Below are 23031 nucleotides of genomic sequence, written 5' to 3' on the forward strand. Positions count from 1 at the left end.
CAACTACCTTCGCGAGCCGCTCTGTTATGCCCGTGTGCTCACACTGTGCTGTGCCTGTGAGTCCGATTGCCGGCGTGTTGCGCCGGTCACCAGGTCGTTTCCGTCGAACTCGCCGTCGAACTCGCCGACGAACTCCCCGTCGTACCGCTCGTCGTCGAGCTGCCAGTTGGCGGCGTCGTCGTACAGCGGTACGTCCCGGCCGAGGGCCGGCAGATGCACGGTGAACACGGTCCTGCCGGGCACGCTGTCGACGGTCACGGCACCGCCGTGCGCGTCGGCCACGGCCTGCACGATGGCGAGGCCGAGCCCGGTCGAGCCGGACGCCCGGGACCGCGACGAGTCACCGCGCGCGAACCGCTCGAACACATGCGGCAGCAGCTCCTCCGGGATGCCCTGTCCGTCGTCCTCGACGTCGACGCACATCCACGGCCCGCGCCGCGCGACACGTGCGGTGACGGTGGTGCCGGGGGGCGTGTGCGTACGGGCGTTCGCCAGCAGGTTGACGAGCACCTGCTGCAAGCGTGCCGCGTCGGCCGAGACGAGCGCGGGTATGTCGGGCAGGTCGAGCCGCCAGCTGTGGCTCCGCCCGGCGACCCGCGCGTCGCTGACGGTGTCCACGACGAGGGGGATGAGGTCGGTCCGCTCGAACTGCAGCGGACGTCCGGCGTCGAGCCGCGCGAGCAGCAGCAGATCCTCGACCAGCATGGTCATCCGCCCGGACTCGGACTCGATCCGCCCCAGCGCGTGCCGGGTGTCGGGCCCGATCTCCTCCCTGCCGCGTCTGGTCAGCTCGGCGTACCCGCGAATGGACGCGAGCGGCGTCCGCAGCTCATGGCTGGCGTCCGCGACGAACTGCCGTACGCGCGTCTCGCTCTCCTGCCGCGAGTGCAGGGCGCCGTGGATGTGGTCCAGCATCCTGTTGAGCGCGGCGCCGACCTGCCCGACCTCGGTGTGCGGATCGGTCTCGGAGGCGGGCACGCGCTCGTTCAGGGTCACTTCGCCGGTGTGCAGGGGGAGTTCGGAGACGCGGGTCGCGGTGGAGGCCACCCTGCGCAGGGGGCGGAGGGCCACGCCGACGAGCACGGAACCGGCGATACCGGCGGCGACGAGACCGGCGCCGGTGACGCTGAGTTCTACGGCTATGAGGGTGCTGAGGGTGTTGTCGACGGACTGGGTGGGCAGGCCCACGTAGAAGGTGTCGTTGTCACGGTTGGTCTCGTACCGGACCAGGTAGTCGCCCTGGTCGGGAAGGGTGACCTTGTGCGCCTGCTGGTCCTTCGGGACCGTGGCGAGCGCGGCGAGGTCCGCCTCGGTCAGGGTGACGGCCGTCATCTCCCGCTGCCCGGTGTCGGAGGTCTCCACCTGGCCGACGACGCCCTTGGCGATGGTCCCGTTCTCCAGGACGGCGCCGATCGTGTACTCCGGCGAACCGCCCTTGGTGACGAACTCCAGTTTGTCGTCCGTCGTCAGGGTGGTGGCACCGATACCGCCCGGCGCCCCTTCCCGCCCGCCTTCCGGCCCCTTGGGCCCGTCGGTGCGCTTGGCGATGTCCTCGACGTTGGTCGCCAGCTGCTCATACAGATGCGAGCGCAGCGCGACCGTGGTCACCGTCCCGATGACGGCGCACACCACCGCGATCAACGCCACCGCGGAGACGACGAGCCGCGTACGCAGCGTGCGTGGCTGCTGTCCCCGCCCTCGCCGCAGCCTGAGCTGCGGCTGCGCACGCGTCCGTCGTCGCCCGCTCATGACGAGGCGGGCTTGATCAGATAACCGGCCCCACGCCGGGTGTGGATCATCGGCTCGCGCCCGGCGTCGATCTTCCGCCGCAGATACGAGATGTACAGCTCGACCACGTTGGCCTGGCCACCGAAGTCGTACGACCACACACGGTCGAGGATCTGCGCCTTGCTGAGCACCCGCCGCGGGTTCCGCATCAGGAACCGCAGCAGTTCGAACTCGGTGGCGGTGAGGTGGATGTTCGCCCCGCCGCGCGACACCTCGTGGCTGTCCTCGTCGAGCATGAGGTCGCCGACGACGAGCACGGAGTCGGAGCGGCGGTCGGCGGCACCGGAGCGCCGGATCAGCCCGCGCAGTCGCGCCACGACCTCTTCGAGGCTGAACGGCTTGGTGACGTAGTCGTCGCCACCGGCGGTGAGCCCGGCGATCCGGTCCTCGACCGCGTCCTTCGCGGTGAGGAAGAGCACCGGCACGTCCGGCAGCTCGCGCCGCAGCCGGCCGAGGACGGTCAGTCCGTCCATGTCGGGCAGCATCATGTCGAGGACGACGGCGTCGGGCCGGAAGTCCCGGGCGGTCTGGATGGCACCCGTGCCATCTCCCGCACTCCGGATCTGCCAGCCCTCATAGCGCAGGGCCATGGACAGCAGTTCGGTGATCGACAGCTCGTCGTCCACCACAAGCACTCGGACGGGGCTCCCATCCGGCCTCAGCAGTTCGGTGCGCCCCTGGGGCGAGGTCGTGGTCATGCTGGACACCATGTCGGGGCCCCCTGAGAACACCCTTTCCGGAACCTGTGATTTTTCTGAGAAACGCACAGGAGCCTCTCAGGCAACCCTTGGGTAGATCTCCGACTTCCCGGACACGACCCCCGCCGACCAGCACCTTTCTGATCTTCCCCACGGCATTCCCCAGGCCGCCTCACCGCCGACCCACAGCTTCGGGACCACCGGGTCGGACCCCGTACACCCCGGCCCTGACCCCACCTTTATGCAAGCGCCGTCATGATTCGCCCCCTCAGAACAGCCCGTCCTGCACGCTCCCGTCCCCCAGGCCAGCCAAGCCCTTCGAGTTCTTCGAGTTCTTCGACCTCTTGGCCCTCTTCAACTCCCTTACGGGAAGGGTGAGAACGCCGTACGTGCGCTCAGTCCCCTCAGCCCCCTCCGCCGTCTCCGCCGCCTCACCGACGGGGGCGGTCAGCTCCCACCCCGTCATGAGCCGCGTATCGAGAACCACGACCCCCTGCCCGGTGGCGAGATGAAGATCGGGCCCGGCGACGGCGAGGATCTCTCCGCCCACGGCCCCACCCGCGACCAGCTCACCCACCACACCGTCCGCGGCCGGCAACCCGTCGAGCCCGAACACCCCGAAATGATCGACGGCTTGGAAGGGGAGCGGCTCCAACGACTCCGGCCACCCCGCGAGCCCCTGGGCCCGCCCGTGCAGCTCCGCCAGCTCTCCGCAGCGCTCCTCGACGGCCGGCAGGCCCGCCCGTACGGCCCGCTTCTCGGCGTACGGAATCCGGTCCGGCACCCCGAGCGCCGCCCGCAGCGTTTCCTCCGCCCGCCGCGCGGCCATCAGCGGCCCCCGCCCGAGCCACCCGAACGAGACCGCGCCCTGTTCCAACAGCCGCGCCGACCCCCGCTCGACCGCGGTGATCCCGACCTTCACCATTCCGGGCCCGAACCACGCGAGGTACACGTGATACGGCCGCGGATCGTCGGCGATCGTGTCGGCGGCCACGGAATGCGCCCGGTCGAGCCGCGCACACTCCTCACACCGGGCCCCGGTGCTCCGTCCCGACACCTCCGCCCTCAGCGGACAGGGATTCCGCCGAGCCCCGACACAGGTCCTCAGCCCCTCGCTCGCGACCCCGAAAGCCACCACCTTCCCCCGTGGCAACGGGCTCCGGCGCCCGCCCACCCAGCCGAGCAGCGGCCCGTCCGCGCTCCACCGCAGACCCGTACATCTCCACACGCGTGCCATCCCCCACGACATTAGTGGGCACCACTGACAGCGCCTCCGACCAGCGAAGACGTACTGTCCTGCCGACTCGGGAGGAGACAGCCCGACACGGGCCGGGCCGGGGCCGACGCTCTGGGCTCGCCCCGTACCGCCCCGTGTCCTAGAGCTTGCTCATCTTGGTGTAGGGACTCAGGATCCGCTGGCGGACCGACCCGAAATCGACGAGTGCCGCGATCCCGTCCTCGATACCGATCACCCGGCCGAGGCCGTACATGTCATGCGTGACCTGGTCGCCCACCGCGAAGTGCTTGGGAGGCGGGGCGACCGGGGCCTTGAAGGGACTGGTGGGCAAATAGCGCTTCGGTGCACCTGGCTTTGTCATTGCGACCAGTATGCGCCCCCAGGTATCCACCGGTCCGCCGCGATCCGAGTCCGACCCCGCCCACGACCACCTCATCCCACCCCCACGACCCTCACAACCAGCACCGACACCGGTCGTGCCCCCTCGGCAGGATGCCAACCTGCAACCTTCCGGCCTCACCGAAACGCTCCCCCTGTCCCCGTCAGAAGGGGGGCGGGTCCGGATGACGAGGCGAGCGGTTGGCACCCTTCAGCAGGCTGATGATCCGCTCATGCGTGTCCCCGACCCGATCGATCACCCGCACCTTGACGAAGACGTTCTCCAGCTCGCTCATGGCCTCCTCCGTGAACCAGCCCAGGAACATCAACTGCTCCCCCGGAACGGGCCGACCGGCCCCTATGAGATCGATGGCGAAGTCCCGCCTGTACCGGAGTGCTCGGCTTTCCATGAGGTCCACCGCCGCCTGATGGGTCATCCAGTCCGAGGAGTCGGCAACCCCGCCCTGAGCCTTGGCGGCGGAGGTGAAGGTGACCCAGTAGCTCAGGTGCGTCGTGACGGCGACGTCCTGGCCACCATTGAACAAGTGGCACACCCAGGCCAATCGCCCGTCCGGAGCCATGCCGTCCATGACACGACCGAAGTAGCCGATGGCGGGCCGGACAGTACGCGCGTACTGGGCGCGCGCCAGGGATGCCCCGCCTGTGGCAAGGACTGCCGCCGTAGCGCTCTGGATGTCCAGCAGCCGGAGCTTCCACGGCCAGTCATGGGTGAGTCGCTGCGGGAGGTTCTCTCGGATCAGGGTGTAGCCGAGGAGCAGCACCGCGAACCCGACGAGGATCAGTAGAAACCTTGAGAAGAGCCCGTTCCGGTGGATCACATGCTGCGTCGTCTCCATGCCCCGCCCCAATGGGTCTCTGTCCAGTTGATCAAACTTTAGGGAACGATCTCAGAGCGAGACAGGGGGCGTGGACTCCTGGGCCTGGAGCGCACTGGGGTGACGCGGACGGCGCTGCGGTCCCGTTGCCGTACGGTCCGAGAACACCGAAGGCCCCGGATCTCTCCGGGGCCTTCGGTCACTGTGCACTCGGCAGGATTCGAACCTGCAACCTTCTGATCCGTAGTGATCCGAACCCCGTCCCTGGCGTCCATGCCGTCCGGGACGGTGCGCCTCAAGTCCAGGTCACAGGCTCCCCGCGCCGCGCCCTCCACACCGTGTGTGAGACGCGCGTGAGACGCGACGGCGCCGCCCGATGCTCGCAACACCGGACGGCGCCTTGCCCGGAACCCCTTCCAGAGCAAGGAGTCCAGACCCATGACCGACCGTACCGAACCTTCCGCCGGAGAGCTGCGTCAGCTCCTGGCGGTCGTCCTCGAAGCGCTCGACATCCCGAGCCCCGCGACCGTGGGCGACGGCGAAACCCACCGCGAGATCCTCGCCCACCGCGCCATGGACACCGTGATCGCCGTTCGGGGTGTCCTCCACCAGGGCGACGACCCGGGTTGGTCCGCGGACTACCTGCGGGCCCGTCTCGCCGAGAAGCCGACCACCGGCTACCGCGCTTGGGGCGCCGACGAGGGCCAGGACGACGAGCGCGTCCGCCGGTCCGTCGATGAGCAGTTCCCGACCGTTGCCCGGTTCCTCGCCGACGAGCGCGCCAGAGTAGAAGGTGAAGACCGATGACCGTTCTCCTCTTCGTCCTCGTCGTCCTGGTCGTCGTCCTCGCCGCCGGGTTGGTGAAGCTGTGGCGACGCGTGCAGCTGAGCGAGCGGCAGGGCGCGGCACTGCGCGCCGGCCTCGACGGCGTCCGCGTGCAGTTGCAGGAGCACGTCGACGCGCGGCAGCTGCACACCTCGAAGCTCGTCGTCATCACGGACCGGGCCGATGCCGAGTCGTACGCGCTCATGCAGCGCGTGGCGGGTGAGGGCCGATGACCAGCGTCACGGGTGCCCACGTGCAGCTTCCGCCGGAGCTGCAGCAGCTCGTCGACGACGTCGTGACCGAGCTGATGACGTCCGCCGATCCGGTCGCCGCGGCCCACCAGTTCGTGCTCCTCTTCGAGGGGTGCCTGACGGACGTGCAGAGGGCGGGGGCAGACCGATGATGCAGGCCGAGACCGAACAGCGCCTGGCGGCGGCCGAGCAGGAGCTGAGTCAGCTCCGCGTGCAGGTGGCCAAGCTCAACGTCCTCGTCGGCGTGCTCCTGCACCGGGACGCCCCGGCGGCGGCCGACACGGAGGCGGTGGCCCGCGCGCTCGGCGTGATCAGGGAGGCGGAGCCGCCCCGGGAAGGCCGGCCCCGGCTGAGTCTCGTCCCCGGCGCGGGGAGCGTGTCCGGCCGCGACCTCGACGAGGGCCTTCGTCGCGCGCGTGTCGGGGAGGGTCGTTGAGCGGCAGGCGCCCGCTGTCGGTGCGGATGACGGACGACCTGGCGGCCGACCTCGAGGTGTTGCGGCGCGGCGGTATGACGGCGTCCGACGCCGTACGCCACGCGGTCCGGGTCGTCGCCCAGGGGCAGCAGATGGCCGAGCGCCTGGCCGTCGACGGGGGTCGGCGCAGGCCTCGATTCCTGACCATCCGCACCCGCGGGCTCTACGGTCGGCCGACCACGTATGACGGGCCTGACCGGCGCGTATGACGCAAGAAGCCCGTCCTGGCCGGGGGCGCCGGCCAGGACGGGCGATTGAGGCTACGGCCACCATCCGCCTGGCAGCAAGGACAGGTGGCCGTAGCCGTCTGAGGCGGCTACGAGCCGCAGTTCGCGATGCCCCACACGAGCGCGGCCCCGAGGACGCCCAGGACGACGAGATACCCGATCAGGGCGCAACGCTCACGACTCATCGGCAGCCTCTTCGAGCACGCGCTTCCCGGCCGCGATCAGCCGGGCCACGTTGAGCGGGGTGCACAGCGTGGCGGCCGACGACATCGGCACCGACCAGTACGAGGCACAGGCCTGCGGGTCGAACTCCACGGCGTCCACCCTCGGGACACCCAGGTAGGTTCCACGGCCCAGGCAGTCCACCCCGAGCGGCCTCCACTCCTCGAGCGCCTGGCGGAACTTCTCGGGGGTGCTGCCGGGCACCAGCGCGTAGTACCGAGGCCCCTGTACATCGCAGATGACTGGGCCGCCCTCGAGGACCTCGTCAAGGAGTGCGTCCACGTCCCTCGAGGGCGCCTTGCCGCCGGCCACCGCGAGCACCAGGCGGCCGGGCAGGCGTACGGCAGAGAACAGAGTGCCCAGGGGCAGCAAGGCCACCTTTCCGGGCTCCGACCACTCCCGACGCGCCTGCTCGGGGGTCGGGTGAGTGGCCAACAGCCAGTGCTCGGTGGCCAGTCTCCGGTCGGCGCTGCTGTGCACCAGCACTGCGGGTTCCGGCTCGACGGGCGGTAGTGCCACAGTCTCCGGTCGGGCGGTAGGTTGCATGGTGTTGACGCTCCTTCGCAGCGTTGGCCACGCCCCGGGAGGCCACCACCTCGCCGGGGTTTTGTCGTAGTCACCCACCGTTGCCGGATCACGACACGGTGCGCGATGACAGTGGGGGCGTCATACCGGCGACGTACGGGGCGACATTCCGGTGTCATTCGCGGCGCTACAGGGCTACCGTGATCGCATGACGACACCGAACAGCACCCTTCGGGCGGTCCGCATGGGGCTGCTCATGAGTCAGGACGACCTCGCCCGTGCGCTGCGCGATGCCGGGGTGCGCGCGGGGCAGCCCAACAACGCCTCCAAGCGCCTTGTGCAGCGCTGGGAGGCAGGCACCACGGCGGCGCCCCAGCCGCTCTACGCGCGCGCCCTCGAGTCGGTCACAGGCCTGCCCATCGAGACGCTCGGCTTTGCCATGCCCGTGCTCGCGCGCGTCTCCGACGACGGCCGGGGCGGTCACGACCTCGAGGGCTCGCACGTCGGCGTCGCGGAGGCCGGCGGCGCGCCCGTGGCGCAGCCTGCCCCGGGGCGCGGGAACTACTCGGGCGTCTGGCTGAGCACGTACGAGTACGTGTCCAGCGGGCGCGAGAACCAGGTGTTCATCGGCAAGCACTACGTGGTGCTCCTGCAGCACGGGTCCCGGCTCACCGGCCGGAGCCTGCCGAATGCCTCGCTGAACCCGAACAGCCCGCTGACGCTGGACCTCGAGGTGGACGGCGCCGCCGTAACGGGCACCTGGACCGAGCAGACGGCGGCTGACGGCTACTACCGGGGCGCACGGTACTTCGGCGCCCTGCAGCTGCTCGCGGAGCCCACGGGGCGGCGCATGGCCGGTAAGTGGGTCGGCTTCGGCAAGGAGTTCGACGTCAACACCGGCCCGTGGGAACTGCGGCTCATGGACGCGTCAACGAGCAAGGCGACGCTTGAGGCGTACAACCGGCCCCCGGAGTGAGCAGCCGGTAGGCCACAAGACGCACGACGGCCCCCGGAACTTCGGGGGCCGTTCGTCAGCCGCGCGGTGGGGCGATTCCTCAAGAACGCCGGCGCCTACGCGTCGTCGTCCTGAGGCGTGGGCCGGTGCTCGCGCTCCCACGCCTTCCGATCCGCGTGGGCCCGTCGACGCGCCTCTTCGAGGACGGCGCCGGTGACGGGGTTGTCCGGCCCCGGCGGCCACTTGGGGATGCCGTACTTGGGGTCACGCCAGTCGAACCGCGGAGGCGCTTCCGCCTTCGCCTTGGCGGCCCGCGCGGCCCGGCGCGGGGTCGTCACCACCCTGCCACGTGCTGCGCGGGCTCCGGCTCGGCTTCCTCAACGATGCGCCACCCGAGCGCGGCCATCGCGCGCGGTGTGAGGCCGAGCGCCTCGCCCGCGTACCGGGCTTCCTGCGCCATCCACGCGGACGCCTCACCCCTGAGGATGGCGGACTCGTAGACGACCAGGACGGCGACCGTGCCGCGCGCGGCGTCGTCCCACTGCGTCGCCTGCGGGGACTGCCACAGTTCCTCCCACCGGATGCGTTCGGCGTCCGTCCAGTCCCGGCCCGGCGGGAGATCGGGCACGGGCAGCGTGCACCCGTCGGCGGGAAGGTCGACGACGGCCGCCGCGCGGGCCGGCCCTCGATGGGCTCGACTGTAGGGCTTCGCTGGGTTACGGGCCTTGGGCATGTGATCACTCTCCGTTGCTGCTGTTGGGGTTGATTGGTCGACCGATCCCGCAGAGCCCTCCCCGGCGTTCTGGAACCCCAGGCCATTGGGGGTCCACCCCCACCCCCGGGGGGTGGGGAGAGGCACGCTCCGTTACGCCTGCTCAGTGCCAGGGGTCTGGCCCTCGTCGTTGTCTCTCTCGGGCCGCTCGACCAGGGCGCGTTCGAGCCACGCCCCGACGTGTTCGGCGGGGATGTCGATGCTGTCTCCTTCGGTGTAGGTGCGGCCGTTGTAGCCGAAGCAGGAACCTTCGGTGACGACGAGCGTCACGGTGCCCTTGGACATGGGGGCCTCCCGGGTGGGGCCGCGGTGAACAGGAGTCCGCCGCGGCCCCGGCCTGTGGTTACCAGGTGGTCAGTGCCTCGCCGGTGCCGTCGATGCGGGTGTGGGCCTGGGCGTCGCTGCGCATGGCCTTGAACGTGTGATCGTCGATGCGGGTGATGGGCCCACGCTTGAGGATCAGTTGGTCTCCCGCGCCCGCGCCGGCCATGGCTTGGCCCTGCTCGGTGAGGTGTGCCCAGAAGAAGCGGAGGCCGAGCGCATCGAGGTAGGCGCGCCGCGCCTCCTCGACTGCGGTGATGGCCTGCTGGTAGCCGATCGTGGCGGTCACGGTGTCCTGCTCGGCTATGGCCATTCCATCCTCGGCGGCGCGCTGCGCAGCGTTCACGGCGTCGATGTAGGCCTGGCCGATCAGGTTCTGCAGGACGTCAAAGTCCGCCTTGGTGTGCTCGATCTTCCGCTTCGCGGCGGTGGTGGCCGGGTAGTCGAAGGTGGCGGAGCTTCCCCCGCTGAGGACGAGATCGGCGAGGGCCGCGCGGTCCTCGCCGGTGGCGGCCGGGAGCTGAGCGACGGCGTCGCGGTGTGCCTGATGTGCCTCGCTGACGCGGCGGCGCAGGACGAGGAAGGCGAGCACGGCGGGGCGTGCCTCCTCGGGGATCTTCCCCTTGGCCGGGAAGCTGGCGTAAACGTGGGCGCTGGCCCTGGGCGGTCGGTGTTCGGCCACGGGTCAGATCTCCTTGGTGACGATGCACTCGGGGCACCGGAAGCGGACGGGGTCGGACTGGCGGACGCTGCGGTTGTCGACCATGACGCGTTCGACGGGCGGCTTCGAGCAGCCAGCCTTGTGGTCGACGCTGGCGTCGGGGTCGCGGCCGTCCTCCAGCTCGTGGAAGTGGCCGGCCTCGGCCGCCGCGCTGATCTCCTCAGCGGTCATGTTCTTGAGGTCCGCTGACCCGTACTGCGTGACGGGCGGGGTGCGGCGGAAGCGTGGAGCCTTGCTCATGCTTGGGTTTCTCCTGATCAGTCGCGGTAGCGGTGGTTGTAGGCGCCACGGTTGAGCAGCTCATCGAGCTGCCCGGCGTCCTCGGCGGCAACGATCTCGTCGGGGCTCATGCCCTTGAGGTCGTTCTCGCTGAGCTGCCCCACACGGCCCGTGTCGCGGCCGTACGAGCCGCTGTCGGCATGGCCCTGGAAGCGGGGCGGGCCCGGCGGGTCGGTGGGGATCTCGTCATCGGTCATCTGACTCCTCCTGTCGTTACGCTGCGTGCGCATAGGTGCCGTAGATGCCATAGGCGCCAGCACTCTGGGGTTGGCGCCTATGGCGCCTACGTGGCATCTACGGGTTCGGTGGTCACGGTGAGTGCCCAGACCCATTCCTTGCCGAATCCGGCTCTCTGGGACTTCACGCCCACCCTGTGGCGCGCTCGCTGGACTGTGCGCTTGGCGAAGCCGTCTCGCTCCGCTGCCTTGAGGACGTCGCCCGCTGCTGCCTCGCCGCCGGCGTCGGTGAGGTAGCCGCGTAGCCACTCGGCGGCCTCGTCCCGCTCGCTGACCTCTTCGCGGTCGACGGGCGCGGCGAGGGTGTCCTCTACGGTGCGCTGGGAGACCCCGGTGAAGGTGAGGCGGCCGACGTTGGCCATGCCCTTGCGGGTGGGCACGTCGTAGCCCTCGATCCGGTACGCGAGGGACGGCAGGTCGAGACGGCCGAGACTGTTCTTCGTCTGCGTCATCACCTGCTCGTCCGTCTCGCCGTCGCGTGCGAACGCCAGGACCGCGCGGGCGAGATCCTTGAAGGCGCCGGAGCCGGTGATGAGCTGCGAAGCGTCGGTGCTGCTGCCCTTGTTGAAGTGGGCGATCCCGAGCGTGAGGGCCTTGGTCCGCTCCGCCATCCGTACGAGGGGCTCGAGGGCCTGGCGCACGTCCTGGGACCGGTGGGCGTCGACGCGGCTGCCGAGCGTCGACATGAGCGGGTCGACGATGAGCGCGGCGACGTCGTACTCATCGATGGCGAGGGCGAGCGGTTCGATGTCGGCGGGCAGGCAGATCATCGTCTCTCCGGTGATCAACCGTCCGTCCTCGAAGCGGGTCGTCTCGACGTCGACGCGGTAGACGCGCTCGAGGTCGGCGTCTGCTGCGATCAGGCGCGGTACGAGGGTGCGCGACCACGAGTCCTCGACGGCCGCGTAGAAGACGTTCCGGGGGCGGCCGTGGAAGGTGCCGGGAAGTTGCCCCCGGGAGAGACGGGCGGCAAGCCAGATGCCGAACGACGACTTGCCGGTGCCCTCGCGCCCTGCGGCGAGGGTGAGTGCGCCGGCAGGGACGCGCCCGGCGCCGGGCTCCGGCTCCCATGCCCAGATGACCGGCTCAGGCTCGATCGCCGCGGCCGGGGTGAGCTTGATACGGCGCGGGGCGGGCAGTTCGGGCAGTCCGTTCGCCAGGCCGTGGACGGTTGGGTCAGTGGTCACGGGCGGGTCCGTCCTGCGGTGCGTTGGTGGGAAGGTCGACCTGGCGGCCGTCGACGAGGTGCCGGTACCAGCTGGGGCGGCCGGGAATGGCGACCGGCGGCCATCCGGCGGTCGCCAGCACGTCACGCGCGGGACCGAGTACGGCGCGGCGGCGGATCTCCTCGGCGGTCGGCCGCCGGGCGACGTCCCGCGCGAGGCTCGCCGCGTACGCGTTGGCGTCGGCATAGATCTCGCGGCGGTACGCCTCGGGGTCCTCCTCGGCGAGCCTGTCCAACCGGGCCTCCTCGTCGGCGTGCCGCCGGTGCTGCTCGGCGGCCGTGATGATCGCTGCGACTTTCCGCGGGTCCCCGGGTGTCAGCCGTAGCCACGCGAGCGAGCCGTACGCCGGGGGGAGGTCCTCGACGGCCTTGAGCAAGCTGGTCACTTGGGCCGACGCCCACAAAGCGGCAACCTCGCCCGGTGACACCCCCGGCGGCGCTACGCTGGCCCTCGCAGTCCCACCGCTCGCCGCGAGGACTTCCGCAGACGCCCCGGCCATCACCCGGGGCGTCTGTGCGTTCCGGGTCATGCCGCCGGCTGCCCTTCCCCCGACAGCAGTCGCACCAGGTCGGCCGTGATCACGACGCGGCGGCGGCCGAACTCGAGCGTGCGCACAGGCGCCTTGCCGCGCTTGATCTGCTCGTACAACTCCGACCGGCTGCAGCCAAGAGCGAGTGCTGCCTGAGGCACGCGCACCGTGGCCGGCCACTGCTCAACATCCGCGAGCGTGGGCCTCTGCGAGTGCTCCATGTTCACTCCTGTCGTCAGTTGACGCTACTTCCGCGTCAGTGGTACGTATATATCACGTCGTCTGCGGACGGCGGTAGCCTGAATGGACGGGATGGACTAGATGAGTCTTAGGCTGACGCTCATGCCCGAGCAGAAGCGCGCACCCCAGATCAGCGACCCGACCAGCCTCACCGTGGCCGCCAACATCCGTCGGCACCGTGAGCGGCAGGGGTTCTCTACCTACGAGCTGTCCCGGCGCCTGAATGACCTAGGTCGCCCCATGACGCCTGCAGCTGTAGGACGGCTCGAGCGTTGTGAACGTCGCGTGGACGTCGGAGATCTGATGGCCCTGGCCGTCGCCCTCGACGTGCCGCCGGTGACCCTTCTTCTGCCTGCCAGCCTTCGCGGTGACGTAGAGATCACCGGTGCCGGGGCCGTAAATGCTCGGCGGGTCTTGAGGTGGAGCCAGGGCAGGGAGCCGCTGCGCTACCCGGACGAGGCGGACGACGAGGAGTCGCGTGCGCGCTTCCTCGCCATGTGGCTCATGGCGTCTACGCCGGGCGGGCGGGGCTTCGACATGACGACCGAGGAAGGGCAGCGCGCCCTGATTCAGGCGTTGAAGGAGGGTGCGTGGGGCACCGAAGTGAGCGGGGGCGATAGTGGCGGCTGACCCGATCAAGAAGGTCACGCTGGCGAGCGGCAAGGTGCGGTACCGGTTCGTGGTCGACGTCGGCCGGCACCCGGAGACGGGCGAGCGGCAGCAGGTGACGCGCACCTTCGACACGAAGACGGAAGCGAAGGACGAGTACGCGCGGATCCGTCACGAGCGGGCGGCAGGGACGCTGGTGGTGCCGGCGAAGACGACCGTTGCTCAGCTCATCGACATGTGGCTGCGCGAGGCCACCGTGGACGTGGAAGCGGCAACGAAGCGGTCGTACGAGGACGCGATGCGGTACGTACGGACACGGCTCGGCGAGAAGCGCGTCCAGGAGCTGGCGACCGCGGACGTTCAGGACCTGGTCGAGTGGATGCTCACCAGCGCGCGGCGGATCGGCGGCAAGCCGGGTACGGGCCTGTCAGTGCGCACGGTTGATCTGACGTTGGGCCGTCTGCGGGCCGCGCTGAACATGGCGGTCCGTGACCGCCTGGTGGTGCGGAACGTGGCGGAGTACGCGAAGGTGCCGCGCCAGGCCCGGAAGGACGACCGGGCGCGGCGGCGGGCGCGGCGGCCGTGGACCGAGGACGAGGTGAAGGTGTTCCTGGCGCACTGCGCCGGGGGGCGTCTGTACGCGGTGATGCTGCTCTCGCTGATCGGCTTGAGACCGGCGGAGGTGTGCGGACTGCGGTGGGTCGACGTCGACCTTGACGCGGGCACGCTGTCGGTGGAGTGGACGCGCACGCTCGTCGCCGGCGTCGTCATCGAGAAGGACACCAAGTCGACCGCCGGGGAACGCGGCCTCCCCCTCCCGGCTCCGGTCCTCGCCGCACTGAAGGTGTTCCGCCGGCGGCAGACTGCCGAACGGCTCGCCGGGGGCGAGGGTTACGACGCCTCCGGGCGGGTCGTCGTCGACGAGCTCGGCGCGGCCGTGAAAACGGACTGGCTCAGGCGCCAGGCGTACAAGCTGATGGAAGAGGCCGAGGTGCGGCGGGTCCGACTGTACGACGCGCGGCACGCCTGCCTGTCGTGGATGGCGAACAACGGCGTCCCCGACACGGTAGTGAGCGCGTGGGCCGGACACGCCGACCTCGGCTTCACGAAGCGCACGTACGTGCACCCCGACCCGCAGTCGCTGAAGGCGGGTTCGGACCGGCTCGCCGATCTGCTCGGCTGACCTCCCCGAAGGGGATGTGAGAGACCGTGAGACGACACGACAAAGGCCCCGATCCGCCGGAGCGATTCGGAGCCATTGACCTGGTACTTCTGGTGCACTCGGCAGGATTCGAACCTGCAACCTTCTGATCCGTAGTCAGATGCTCTATCCGTTAAGCTACGAGTGCTTGTTTTGTTTTCTGCCGGTCCTGGTCCTTTCGGCCCGCTCGCGGCGACAGGAAGAACATTACATGACTGCCGTCGCCATGTGAAATCCGTTTGCCATAGCCCTTGTGACCTGCGGAAACACCTTCTGGGGCGCTATCGAGGCGAGGGGGCCGACGACGAAGCCCCGGTCGCGTGGACCGGGGCTTCGGTGATCAAGCGCGGAGGCGGAGGGATTTGAACCCTCGATGGGATTGAAGTCCCAAACCGCATTAGCAGTGCGGCGCCATAGACCGGACTAGGCGACGCCTCCAGCACAACCTCCCGCGCGAGCGCGAGTGGTGCGTGCAGATGATGACACAGCCGAGTGTGCTGTCACCAATCGCCTCCCACGGTACTAGGCGGAGAGGCCGCAGGGCAAAGCCGTATGGCACGTCGGGAGCGGTTCGGCCGCAGTTCGGGAGAGGTCAGGGGGAGCCGGGAGAGGTCGGGAGAGGTCGCGGGTGGGGCGGGCCCGGAACGGGGTGACGCCGCAACCGCGGGGCGGGCCTGACGTTAGTCAGGTCATGCTGCAGATCCCTTCCGCCCCGCGCCCGCATCGCCCCTCGGCGCTCCCCGACCGTCCCACCGCCCTGAGCCGGCTGCTCCTCGGCGCCGCCGCCTCCCTCGCCGCGGCCACCGCCGGCACGCTCACTCCGGTGGCGCCGGAGGCGTACGCCGCCGAAACGCTGTCGCCGGTCTCGCTGCCGATGCCCGACTCCGGCCCCGGCGACCGGCTGTCCGTCACGGTGCGCGGAATGGGGGGCGGGGCGGACGGGACCTTCGAGCTGCGCTGCCATCCCGAGGGCGGCAGCCACCCGGCCGTGCGGGAGGCGTGCGGTCGGCTCGACCGGCGCACCACGTGGGGGACCGACCCGTTCGCGCCGGTCCGGCCCGGCACCATGTGCACGATGCAGTACGGCGGCCCGGCCACCGCGCATGTCACCGGGACCTGGGCCGGACGCCCCGTCGACGCCCGCTTCGACCGCGGCAACGGCTGCGAGATCGCCCGCTGGGACGCGCTGGTGCCCGTACTGCCGAACCCCCACGCGTAGGAGACAGGAAGAAAAGAGGGAGAGAGGGAGAGGAGAAGTGAAGTAGGGAGAAGAGCAGGGGAAATCGGCCACCGGCGCGGTGGGGTGGGGCGGGCCTTCGACAGGTGCGCACAGCCCGTACATATGTGCCGCAGACCGGGTCCTCCGGCAAAACGCACGGTCACGGCATCCGCGTTCGCGCGGTCACGGCATCTCCGTACGTTCGGTGTGCGACCTCCCTCTCATCCGGCGTCGCGAGCGCAACCTCTGCCCGTAGACTCCCTCGCGTGACACGTTGCGGGCCGGTTGGCAAGATGGCCGAAGGCCCAGCGGTCGGCAAGGTGCGGTAACAGGGAGGAAGCGTCTCGTGAGCAGCAGGCCATCCCGAGGCGCTGCTCGCCTCGCAGCCATACTGGACGCGCTGCCCGACGCGTTGGTGCTGGTCAACGCCAACGGGACCGTCGTCAACGCGAACACGATCGCCCTGGAGGCCTTCGAGACCCCCGGGACCGCGTTGGTCGGACGCGGGTTGCTGGACCTGTTGCCCGAGTTCGACTCGCGGCTCATCCCGGGCTCCATGCGGCGGCCCGACACCATGGACCCGACCGGGCGGACCAAGCCGACCCGGATGACCGCCCGCCGGACCGACGGCAGCGAGTTCCCGGTCGAGGTCACAAGCGCGAATCTGGAGAACGGGCAGCAGGCGTACGACGGTTACGGCTACGCCAATGACGAGCTGCTCATGCTGGTCGTACGGGATCTTTCGGGCACCGTCGACACCGAGGCCGAACTCGCGCGTTCGCAACGGCAGACCGAGATGATCCTGCGGGCCGCGTCCGAGGGCGTGGTCGGGACGGACACGGACGGGCGGATCGTCCTTGTCAATCCGGCCGCCGCCCAAATACTGGGTTATCGGGCCAGTGACCTCGGCGGACGTGAGCTGCACACGCTCGTGCTGCACTCCCGCGAGGACGGCGCCCCCTTCCCGTACGGCGAGTCGCCGCTCGCGGACACCCTGCGGTCCGGGCGCAAGCACCGGGTGCGCGGGCAGGTGCTGTGGTCGAAGAACGGCGAGAAGGTGTCGGTCGATCTGACGACCGCGCCGGTGCGTGACGGGGATCAGCTCGTCGGCGCCGTGATGACGTTCACCGACCGGCGGCCGTACGACAAGCTCGCCGAGGAGAAGGACGCCGAGGCCGAGACGCACGCGGAGGAGCTGGAGCGGCTCGCCAAGGAGCACACGGAGGAGATCGCCGGTGTGCGCGAGGAGCACACCGCCGAGCTGGCCGAGCTGAGCGAGCAGCACGCCGAGGAACTGGCCGCCGGAGACGAGCGGTACGCGGCGCTCGGGGAGCGCGAGAAGGACCGGTACGAGGCGCTGGCCGCACGGCACGAGCAGCTGCTCGCGGTGCTTGGCACCTCGCTGCGCGGCCCCCTCGACCAACTCCGCGGCGAACTGGGCACCCTCGCCGCCGACGACGCCGGGCAGCTGTGGCCCGAGGCCAACCAGGTGCTGCATCATCTGACCGCCGGGTACTCGCGGATCACGACGCTCATCGACAACGTCCTCGGCTATCAGCGGATCGACGCGGGCGAGGACGACCTCGTACGGACGGCCGTCATGCTCGACGCGGTCGTGGCTGCCGGTGTCGACGGGGCCGTGGAACTGGTCGGGCCGGGGCGGGTGCAGTTCGCCGTGCACGCGCCGCCCATCGAGGCCGAGGTGGACCAGGTGCGGCTCGCGACCGCGCTCGCCCATCTCATCGCGGATGTCGCCGGTGTCGACGCGACGGGCAACGCGCCCATGTCCACCGGCGGCTACATGGACAACACCGTCGTCGTGGCCGCCGCGCAGCGCGGTGAGGTCGTCCGGATCGAGGTGCGCGGGCCGTACGCCGGGGGAGACCCGGTGCATCAGCCGATCGTCCAGGGGATCGTGCGGGCGCACGGCGGGGTGCTCCAGACCGTCGAGGTGCCCGGGATGAGCGGCAGCGCGTATGTGCTGGAGGTGCCGCTGGGCGGCGGTGCCGGGGCCGTGCCCGCCGCCGCGCTGCCCGCCGTGGTGGGCGCCGACGTCGACTCCGGGACCGTGGCCACCGGTGCCGAGGTCGCCCTTCCCGAGCAGGCCCCCGGTGGGGGCGGCCGACGGCGGGCACGGCGGTCGTCCGTGGACGCGTTCCTGGAGAGCGAGGACGCCCCCGAGGGCCGCGAGGCCGAGGCCCCTGCCGCCCCGACCGGGCGGCGCCGGCGCAGGGCCGAGGACGCGGCGGTCGCGATGGTCGCCGCGAACGGGGCTCAGCCGGCCGGTGCCGGTGAGGGTCCCGCGCAGGACGCCGAGGCCGAGGGCTCCGGAGGGACCGGGCGGCGCCGTGGGCGGGTCGCCTCGGCCGAGGCCGCCGGTGAGTCGGTGGCCGCCGAGGGCGCGGTCGTCACGGCCGCCGAGCACGCGGCGGGTGCCGCCGCCGTCGCCAACGGACTGGGTGGGACGGTGCCGCCGCAGGGCGTGCCCGCGCCCAGCGGGCGCCGCGCGCGCCGGGAGCCCGCCGCACAGAACGCGTTGCCGCCGGCGCTGCCCGCGGGGCCGAGCCCGGTCACCGGGGTGAACGCCGCCGATGCCGAACCCGGCTCCGGCTCGGAATCGGGCTCCGGCTCCGGCTCCGGCTCCGGCTCCGGTGAGGCGTCCGGCGCGCAGCAGCCCACCGGGCGCCGTCGTCGTGCCCTCGACAGTGCGGAGGAGCGCCCCGCCGCGCCCGAGCCGGGTGCGCGAGCCGTCTTCGCCCTGCCTCCGGCCGAGGCCGACCGGGGGCCCGAGTACGCGCAGGCCGCCGGGCTCGGACCGGTACCGCTGCCCCCGGGACCGGGCGCGCCCGGCGCACCCATGCCGCTCCCGCTGCCCGCTGGAACCAACGAGCCCACCGCACCCGTGCGGGGTGGGGAGGGGTACGACGGTGAGGGCGGCCCGGGTGGGGCCGGTGCGGGGCAGGGTCCTGGCGTGGCTGCGGGGCAGATGCCCGGCGCCGCTCAGGTTCAGATCCCCGGTGCCGGTCAAGCCCCGGGACCGGGCCAAGTCGTCGCCCCGGGTCAGGTGTCGGGTGTTCCGGGCCAGGTCTCAGGTGTTCCGGGCCAGGTCTCAGGTGTTCCGGGCCAGGTCTCAGGTGTTCCGGGCCAGGTCTCAGGTGTTCCGGGCCAGGTCTCAGGTGTTCCGGGCCAGGTCTCGGGCGTCCCGGGCCAGGTCTCGGGTGTTCCGGCCGGTGGTGTCGACGACGGGCGCCATGACTCCGCGGCGCACGACCCGTCCGACGACCACACACCGCCGCAGCCGCACCCGGTGCCCACTCCCACGGGTCGCCGCCGGGCGGTACGGCAGGCCACTCCCCAGCAGGGCGAGGGCGTCGCCACGATCGCGCCCGCGCAGGAGATGTCGGCCCAGGGCGCTCCCGCTCAGGGGATCCCTCCGCAGGGCGGACCCGGACAGCCGGTGCCCACGCCGGCCGTCGCCGCCGCTCCCGGTCAACCCGTCCCGGCCGGGGTCGCCGCCGCACAGGCCGCCGCCGTGCAGGCCCTCCCCGGGCAGGCGGCTCCCGGACAGCCCGCCGTCGGACAGCCCGTCGCCGCCGCTCAGGGTGCCGTCCCGCCGCAGGGTGTCCCCGGCGGTCAGCAGCAGGTGCCCCAGCAGGGCGGCCTCCTCGGCCACTCCGTCGTCGTACCGGGCGCCCAACCGGTTCAAGGCGCCGCTCAGCCCGTGCCCGCCCAGGGCGCACCCGGCGTCCAGCAGCCCGGCCCCACTCAGCCGACCCCTGCACCCGCTCAGGCCGAGGCCCCCGGCACACCCCCGCAGCAGCCCCAGTCCTGGCCCGACCCCCGTCACGAGACCTCCGGCGTGGGCATCCCCGTAACTGCTCCGCAGGCGCCGCTGCCCCCGCAGTCCACCCCCTCCTCGGGCACCCCACTGCCGCCGGAGGTCGCCGTACAGCAGCAGCCGCGCGCCGCACAGCCGTTGCCCGCCGAAGCCGCGGCCCCGACACAGGCCCAGACCCCGGCCCAAGCACAGGCGCAGGCGCAGACGCAGACGCAGGCCAGGCCGAAGAACGCGGTACCCGCCCCCGCTCCCGTCGACCCCAACTCCACCCACGGACGGGCGATCAGCGTCCGGACGCTCGGTCAGGGCGTCCCCTTCTCCCGCCAGGGCAGCCCCCAGGCGCAGGCCCAGGCACAAGCGCAGGCGCAGGCGCAGGCGCAGGCAGGCGTCCATCCCCAGAGCGGCGCCACGCCCGCGCCGAACCAGCCCGGTGGTTCCGGTCGGCGCCGCAAGCTGGGGACGCCTCCCCAGCCGACCGGCGATCGCCCCGAGTCGGCCGCGCGCCCCCACCCGCAGTCCACGCCGACCAACGGCACCGGCCTTCGCCTCGGCACCGGGCAGACCCCGCCCCCCGCCCAGGCGGCCCAGCCCCAGCAGGTGTCGCAGGCCTCGGCGGGCGGCCAGGCCCCACTGCCCGCGCAGCCCTCGCTCGCCGGGCAGGTGCCGCTCCCGCCGCAGCCGTCCCTCGCGGGGCAGTCCCGGCTGACGGGCCGTACGGAGGGTGCCGGGCGGTCGTACGCCATAGGGGCGCCCGACGAGAACGCGGACGAAGGTCCCGAGCCGCTCGACGGTCCCGGCGGCGCGGTGGAGGTCCCCGACCGGCCCCATCCGCAGCCGATGGACGACGAGTTGCCGCCGGAGCCGCTGGACAACCCGCGCCGGCTGCTGGTGTGGCCCGCGCCGGACGCGACGACCCACCAGGCGCTGAGCGACCGCGGCTACCGTCCCGTCATCGTGAACTCCCGCGAGGACGTGGACGCCCAGATCGCCGCCTACCCGGCCGCCCTGTTCGTCGACCCGTTGACCGGGCCCATCACCCGCACGGCACTCCAGTCGCTGCGCCAGGCCGCCGTGGCCGCCGAGGTTCCCGTCCTCGTCACGGCGGGACTCGGCCAGGCGACGCGCGAGGCGGCGTACGGTGCCGACCCGGCGATCCTGCTGAAGGCGCTCGCGCCGCGCGACTCCGAGCAGCACCCGCCGCGCGTCCTGCTCATCGAGGAGCACGCGGAGATCGCGCTCGCCCTGACCGCGACGCTGGAACGGCGTGGCATGCAGGTCGCGCGGGCCGCGTCGGACGCGGACGCCGTCACGCTGGCCGCGCAGATGCGGCCCAACCTCGTGGTGATGGATCTGCTCCAGGTGCACCGCCGCCAGGCCGGAATCATCGACTGGCTGCGCACGAACGGCCAGTTGAACCGCACCCCGCTCGTCGTCTACACCGCCGCCGTCGACCAGTCCGAACTCCCGCGTCTGGCCTCGGGGGAGACGGTCCTCTTCCTCGCGGAACGCTCCACGAGCACCGAGGTGCAGACCCGGATCGTGGACCTGTTGGCACGAGTCGGCACGAACTGAGCCCACAACGCACGGCAGTCGGGGCGGTGTTTCACGTGAAACACCGCCCCGACTGCCGCCCCGACTGCCGCCCCGACTGCCGCCCCGACTGCCGTCCCGACTGCCGTACGTACGCGCCCTAGATCTGCGTCACGTCCAACGTGCCCTCCGCGTACTGCCGTCGCAGCACCTTCTTGTCGAACTTGCCCACGCTCGTCTTCGGCACGGACTCGATGATCGTCCAGCGCTCGGGGAGCTGCCACTTGGCGATGCCGCCCTCCTCGGCGAGGAAGGAGCGGAGGGCGGTGAAGTCGGTGGTGGAGCCCTCCTTCAGCACGACCGTGGCGAGGGGGCGTTCGCCCCACTTCTCGTCCGGTACGGCGACGACGGCGGCCTCGGCGACGTCCGGGTGGGCCATGAGGGCGTTCTCCAGCTCGACCGAGGAGATCCACTCGCCGCCGGACTTGATGACGTCCTTGGCGCGGTCGGTGAGGGTGAGGAAGCCGTCGGGGCTGATCGTGCCGACGTCGCCCGTCTTCAGCCAGCCGTCCTCGCTGAACTTGTCGTCGGGACGGACGGGTTCGGCGCCCTGGCCACCGAAGTACGCGCCCGCGATCCAGGGGCCGCGGACCTCCAGCTCACCGGCGGACTCGCCGTCCCAGAGGATGCGCTCGCCGCCGGGGCCGGTGAGACGGGCCTCGACGGAGGCGGGGAAGCGGCCCTGAGTGAGGCGGTAGGCAAGCTCCTCCTCCGAGCCCGGCTCCACACCGGCCGGCGGCCGGGCGATCGTGCCGAGCGGGGAGGTCTCCGTCATGCCCCAGGCATGGCAGACACGCATCCCGAGCTTGTCGAAGGCCTGCATCAGGGCCGGCGGGCAGGCCGAGCCACCGATGGTGACCTGGGTGAGCGAGGCGACTTCGCGCGGACGGGCGGACAGCTCCGCGAGCAGGCCCTGCCAGATGGTGGGCACGGCGGCGGCGTGCGACGGCTTCAGCGTCTCGATCATCTCGGCGAGCGGGCCGGGCTGCAGGAACCGGTCCGGCATCAGCATGTTGACGCCGGTCATGAAGGTCGCGTGCGGCAGGCCCCAGGCGTTGACATGGAACTGCGGGACGACGACCAGCGAGAGGTCCACGTCCGTCAGGCCCATGGACTGGGCCATGTTGACCTGCATGGAGTGCAGATAGATCGAGCGGTGGGAGTAGACGACGCCCTTGGGGTCGCCGGTGGTGCCGGAGGTGTAACACATGGCCGCGGCGGAGCGTTCGTCCATCTCGGGCCAGTCGTACGTGGTCGGCTTGCCGGCGATCAGGTCCTCGTACTCGTGCACCTGGACGCTCGCTCCGGCGAGCAGCGACCGGTCGCCGGGCCCGGCGACGACGACATGCTCCACCGGCTTGAGGTGCGGGAGGAGCGGCGCGAGGAGGGGCAGCAGCGAACCGTTGGCGATGATCACGCGGTCGGCGGCGTGGTTGACGATCCAGGCGAGCTGCTCGGGGGGCAGCCGCAGATTGAGGGTGTGGAGGACGGCTCCCATGGAGGGAATCGCGAAGTACGCCTCCACGTGCTCCGAGTTGTTCCACATGAGGGTGGCGACGCGCTCGTCGCCGTCGACCCCGAGGTCCTCGCGCAGGGCGTGGGCCAACTGCGCGGCGCGGGCGCCGATCTCGGCGTAGGAGCGGCGTTCGGGCTCGCCCTCGCCGGTCCAAGTGATCACCTGCGACGTCCCGTGGATGCTCGACCCGTGGGTCAGGATCCTGGAGATCAACAGCGGTACGTCCTGCATGGTGCTCAGCACGGCGTCCTCCCGGGGCGGCTTTGCCTACGCGGTGGTAACGGTTGCGTTGATTCTGCTCACATACCGAACGGTAT

26 protein-coding genes and 2 tRNA genes are annotated in these 23031 nt (G+C 71.3%); 10 read left to right on the forward strand and 18 right to left on the reverse strand.

The features are described 5' to 3' along the window. Positions 1–24: 24 nt before the first annotated feature. From F9278_RS23090 to F9278_RS23110, 5 genes are all read right to left on the reverse strand, one after another. Positions 25–1749: a sensor histidine kinase gene (locus F9278_RS23090; RefSeq protein WP_152170027.1), complete on the reverse strand. Its 1725-nt coding sequence runs from the start codon at positions 1747–1749 to the stop codon at positions 25–27. Beyond that, positions 1746–2486, reverse strand: coding sequence for a response regulator transcription factor (locus tag F9278_RS23095; RefSeq protein WP_193241596.1), 741 nt, complete (start codon positions 2484–2486; stop codon positions 1746–1748). Before F9278_RS23095 ends, F9278_RS23090 begins: the two co-directional genes overlap by 4 nt. A 268-nt stretch (positions 2487–2754) precedes the next feature. Beyond that, entirely contained in the window at positions 2755–3723 is a 969-nt protein-coding gene (locus F9278_RS23100; RefSeq protein WP_226966883.1) for a DUF2797 domain-containing protein, read from the reverse strand. 139 nt (positions 3724–3862) lie between these two features. After that, complete coding sequence (locus F9278_RS23105; RefSeq protein WP_086757517.1) at positions 3863–4084, reverse strand: hypothetical protein; 222 nt, start codon at positions 4082–4084, stop codon at positions 3863–3865. Between the two features lie 181 nt (positions 4085–4265). Further along, positions 4266–4958, reverse strand: coding sequence for a hypothetical protein (locus tag F9278_RS23110; RefSeq protein ID WP_152170029.1), 693 nt, complete (start codon positions 4956–4958; stop codon positions 4266–4268). Between the two features lie 417 nt (positions 4959–5375). Here F9278_RS23110 and F9278_RS23115 point away from each other — a divergent pair, with 417 nt between their 5' ends. Genes F9278_RS23115 through F9278_RS23130 form a run of 5 tightly spaced genes read left to right on the forward strand, consistent with a single transcriptional unit; the run spans position 5376 to position 6697 of the window. Beyond that, a complete protein-coding gene (locus F9278_RS23115; RefSeq protein ID WP_152170030.1) occupies positions 5376–5744 on the forward strand; it encodes a hypothetical protein in 369 nt (122 codons plus the stop codon). Further along, entirely contained in the window at positions 5741–5995 is a 255-nt protein-coding gene (locus F9278_RS23120) for a hypothetical protein (protein ID WP_152170031.1), read from the forward strand. The genes F9278_RS23115 and F9278_RS23120 overlap by 4 nt, the downstream gene beginning before the upstream one ends. Next, positions 5992–6165 (forward strand): hypothetical protein, encoded by a 174-nt coding sequence (locus F9278_RS46280; RefSeq protein WP_193241597.1) that lies wholly within the window; start codon positions 5992–5994, stop codon positions 6163–6165. The genes F9278_RS23120 and F9278_RS46280 overlap by 4 nt, the downstream gene beginning before the upstream one ends. Further along, positions 6162–6449, forward strand: coding sequence for a hypothetical protein (locus F9278_RS23125; RefSeq protein WP_152170032.1), 288 nt, complete (start codon positions 6162–6164; stop codon positions 6447–6449). Before F9278_RS46280 ends, F9278_RS23125 begins: the two co-directional genes overlap by 4 nt. After that, a complete protein-coding gene (locus tag F9278_RS23130; protein ID WP_152170033.1) occupies positions 6446–6697 on the forward strand; it encodes a hypothetical protein in 252 nt (83 codons plus the stop codon). The genes F9278_RS23125 and F9278_RS23130 overlap by 4 nt, the downstream gene beginning before the upstream one ends. 192 nt (positions 6698–6889) lie before the next feature. Here F9278_RS23130 and F9278_RS23135 read toward each other — a convergent pair whose 3' ends face one another. Beyond that, complete coding sequence (locus F9278_RS23135; protein ID WP_152170034.1) at positions 6890–7483, reverse strand: hypothetical protein; 594 nt, start codon at positions 7481–7483, stop codon at positions 6890–6892. Between the two features lie 187 nt (positions 7484–7670). Here F9278_RS23135 and F9278_RS23140 point away from each other — a divergent pair, with 187 nt between their 5' ends. Continuing rightward, positions 7671–8438 carry a helix-turn-helix domain-containing protein gene (locus F9278_RS23140; RefSeq protein WP_152170035.1) on the forward strand — a complete coding sequence of 256 codons (768 nt, stop codon included), beginning with the start codon at positions 7671–7673 and terminating at the stop codon, positions 8436–8438. 95 nt (positions 8439–8533) lie between these two features. Here F9278_RS23140 and F9278_RS23145 read toward each other — a convergent pair whose 3' ends face one another. The 9 genes from F9278_RS23145 to F9278_RS23185 form a co-directional block, all read right to left on the reverse strand. Continuing rightward, positions 8534–8755 (reverse strand): hypothetical protein, encoded by a 222-nt coding sequence (locus tag F9278_RS23145; RefSeq protein WP_152170036.1) that lies wholly within the window; start codon positions 8753–8755, stop codon positions 8534–8536. After that, a complete protein-coding gene (locus tag F9278_RS23150) occupies positions 8752–9150 on the reverse strand; it encodes a phage terminase small subunit (protein WP_226966885.1) in 399 nt (132 codons plus the stop codon). Before F9278_RS23150 ends, F9278_RS23145 begins: the two co-directional genes overlap by 4 nt. Before the next feature lie 132 nt (positions 9151–9282). Continuing rightward, positions 9283–9474 carry a hypothetical protein gene (locus F9278_RS23155; protein WP_152170037.1) on the reverse strand — a complete coding sequence of 64 codons (192 nt, stop codon included), beginning with the start codon at positions 9472–9474 and terminating at the stop codon, positions 9283–9285. A gap of 58 nt (positions 9475–9532) precedes the next feature. Next, on the reverse strand, positions 9533–10192 hold the full coding sequence (locus F9278_RS23160) for a hypothetical protein (protein ID WP_152170038.1): 660 nt from the start codon (positions 10190–10192) through the stop codon (positions 9533–9535). Between the two features lie 3 nt (positions 10193–10195). Then, complete coding sequence (locus F9278_RS23165) at positions 10196–10471, reverse strand: hypothetical protein (protein ID WP_152170039.1); 276 nt, start codon at positions 10469–10471, stop codon at positions 10196–10198. A gap of 17 nt (positions 10472–10488) precedes the next feature. Then, the gene (locus F9278_RS23170; RefSeq protein ID WP_152170040.1) at positions 10489–10707 is read right to left on the reverse strand and encodes a hypothetical protein; all 219 of its coding nucleotides are present in this window, start codon (positions 10705–10707) and stop codon (positions 10489–10491) included. 86 nt (positions 10708–10793) lie between these two features. Continuing rightward, positions 10794–11933 (reverse strand): AAA family ATPase, encoded by a 1140-nt coding sequence (locus F9278_RS23175; RefSeq protein ID WP_193241598.1) that lies wholly within the window; start codon positions 11931–11933, stop codon positions 10794–10796. Next, on the reverse strand, positions 11923–12357 hold the full coding sequence (locus F9278_RS23180; protein WP_264300176.1) for a DUF2742 domain-containing protein: 435 nt from the start codon (positions 12355–12357) through the stop codon (positions 11923–11925). Before F9278_RS23180 ends, F9278_RS23175 begins: the two co-directional genes overlap by 11 nt. A gap of 140 nt (positions 12358–12497) precedes the next feature. Beyond that, positions 12498–12722: a helix-turn-helix domain-containing protein gene (locus F9278_RS23185; protein WP_152170042.1), complete on the reverse strand. Its 225-nt coding sequence runs from the start codon at positions 12720–12722 to the stop codon at positions 12498–12500. A gap of 121 nt (positions 12723–12843) precedes the next feature. On the opposite strand from F9278_RS23185, the gene F9278_RS23190 reads away from it, so the two are divergent. Next, a complete protein-coding gene (locus F9278_RS23190; protein ID WP_152170043.1) occupies positions 12844–13371 on the forward strand; it encodes a helix-turn-helix domain-containing protein in 528 nt (175 codons plus the stop codon). Beyond that, positions 13361–14533 carry a tyrosine-type recombinase/integrase gene (locus F9278_RS23195; RefSeq protein ID WP_152170044.1) on the forward strand — a complete coding sequence of 391 codons (1173 nt, stop codon included), beginning with the start codon at positions 13361–13363 and terminating at the stop codon, positions 14531–14533. The genes F9278_RS23190 and F9278_RS23195 overlap by 11 nt, the downstream gene beginning before the upstream one ends. A gap of 90 nt (positions 14534–14623) precedes the next feature. On the opposite strand, the gene F9278_RS23200 is transcribed toward F9278_RS23195, so the two are convergent. After that, positions 14624–14699, reverse strand: a tRNA-Arg gene (locus tag F9278_RS23200). A 199-nt stretch (positions 14700–14898) separates the two neighbouring features. Then, positions 14899–14989, reverse strand: a tRNA-Ser gene (locus tag F9278_RS23205). A gap of 253 nt (positions 14990–15242) precedes the next feature. On the opposite strand from F9278_RS23205, the gene F9278_RS23210 reads away from it, so the two are divergent. Both F9278_RS23210 and F9278_RS23215 read left to right on the forward strand, forming a co-directional pair. Next, positions 15243–15770, forward strand: a complete 528-nt coding sequence (locus F9278_RS23210; RefSeq protein ID WP_152170045.1) for an SSI family serine proteinase inhibitor — start codon at positions 15243–15245, stop codon at positions 15768–15770. A gap of 346 nt (positions 15771–16116) precedes the next feature. After that, positions 16117–21180 (forward strand): PAS domain-containing protein, encoded by a 5064-nt coding sequence (locus F9278_RS23215; RefSeq protein WP_193241599.1) that lies wholly within the window; start codon positions 16117–16119, stop codon positions 21178–21180. Between the two features lie 118 nt (positions 21181–21298). Here F9278_RS23215 and F9278_RS23220 read toward each other — a convergent pair whose 3' ends face one another. Continuing rightward, the gene (locus F9278_RS23220) at positions 21299–22957 is read right to left on the reverse strand and encodes a long-chain fatty acid--CoA ligase (RefSeq protein ID WP_193241600.1); all 1659 of its coding nucleotides are present in this window, start codon (positions 22955–22957) and stop codon (positions 21299–21301) included. Positions 22958–23031 lie beyond the last annotated feature (74 nt).

The sequence above is a fragment of the Streptomyces phaeolivaceus genome, assembly GCF_009184865.1.
GTDB lineage: Bacteria > Actinomycetota > Actinomycetes > Streptomycetales > Streptomycetaceae > Streptomyces > Streptomyces phaeolivaceus.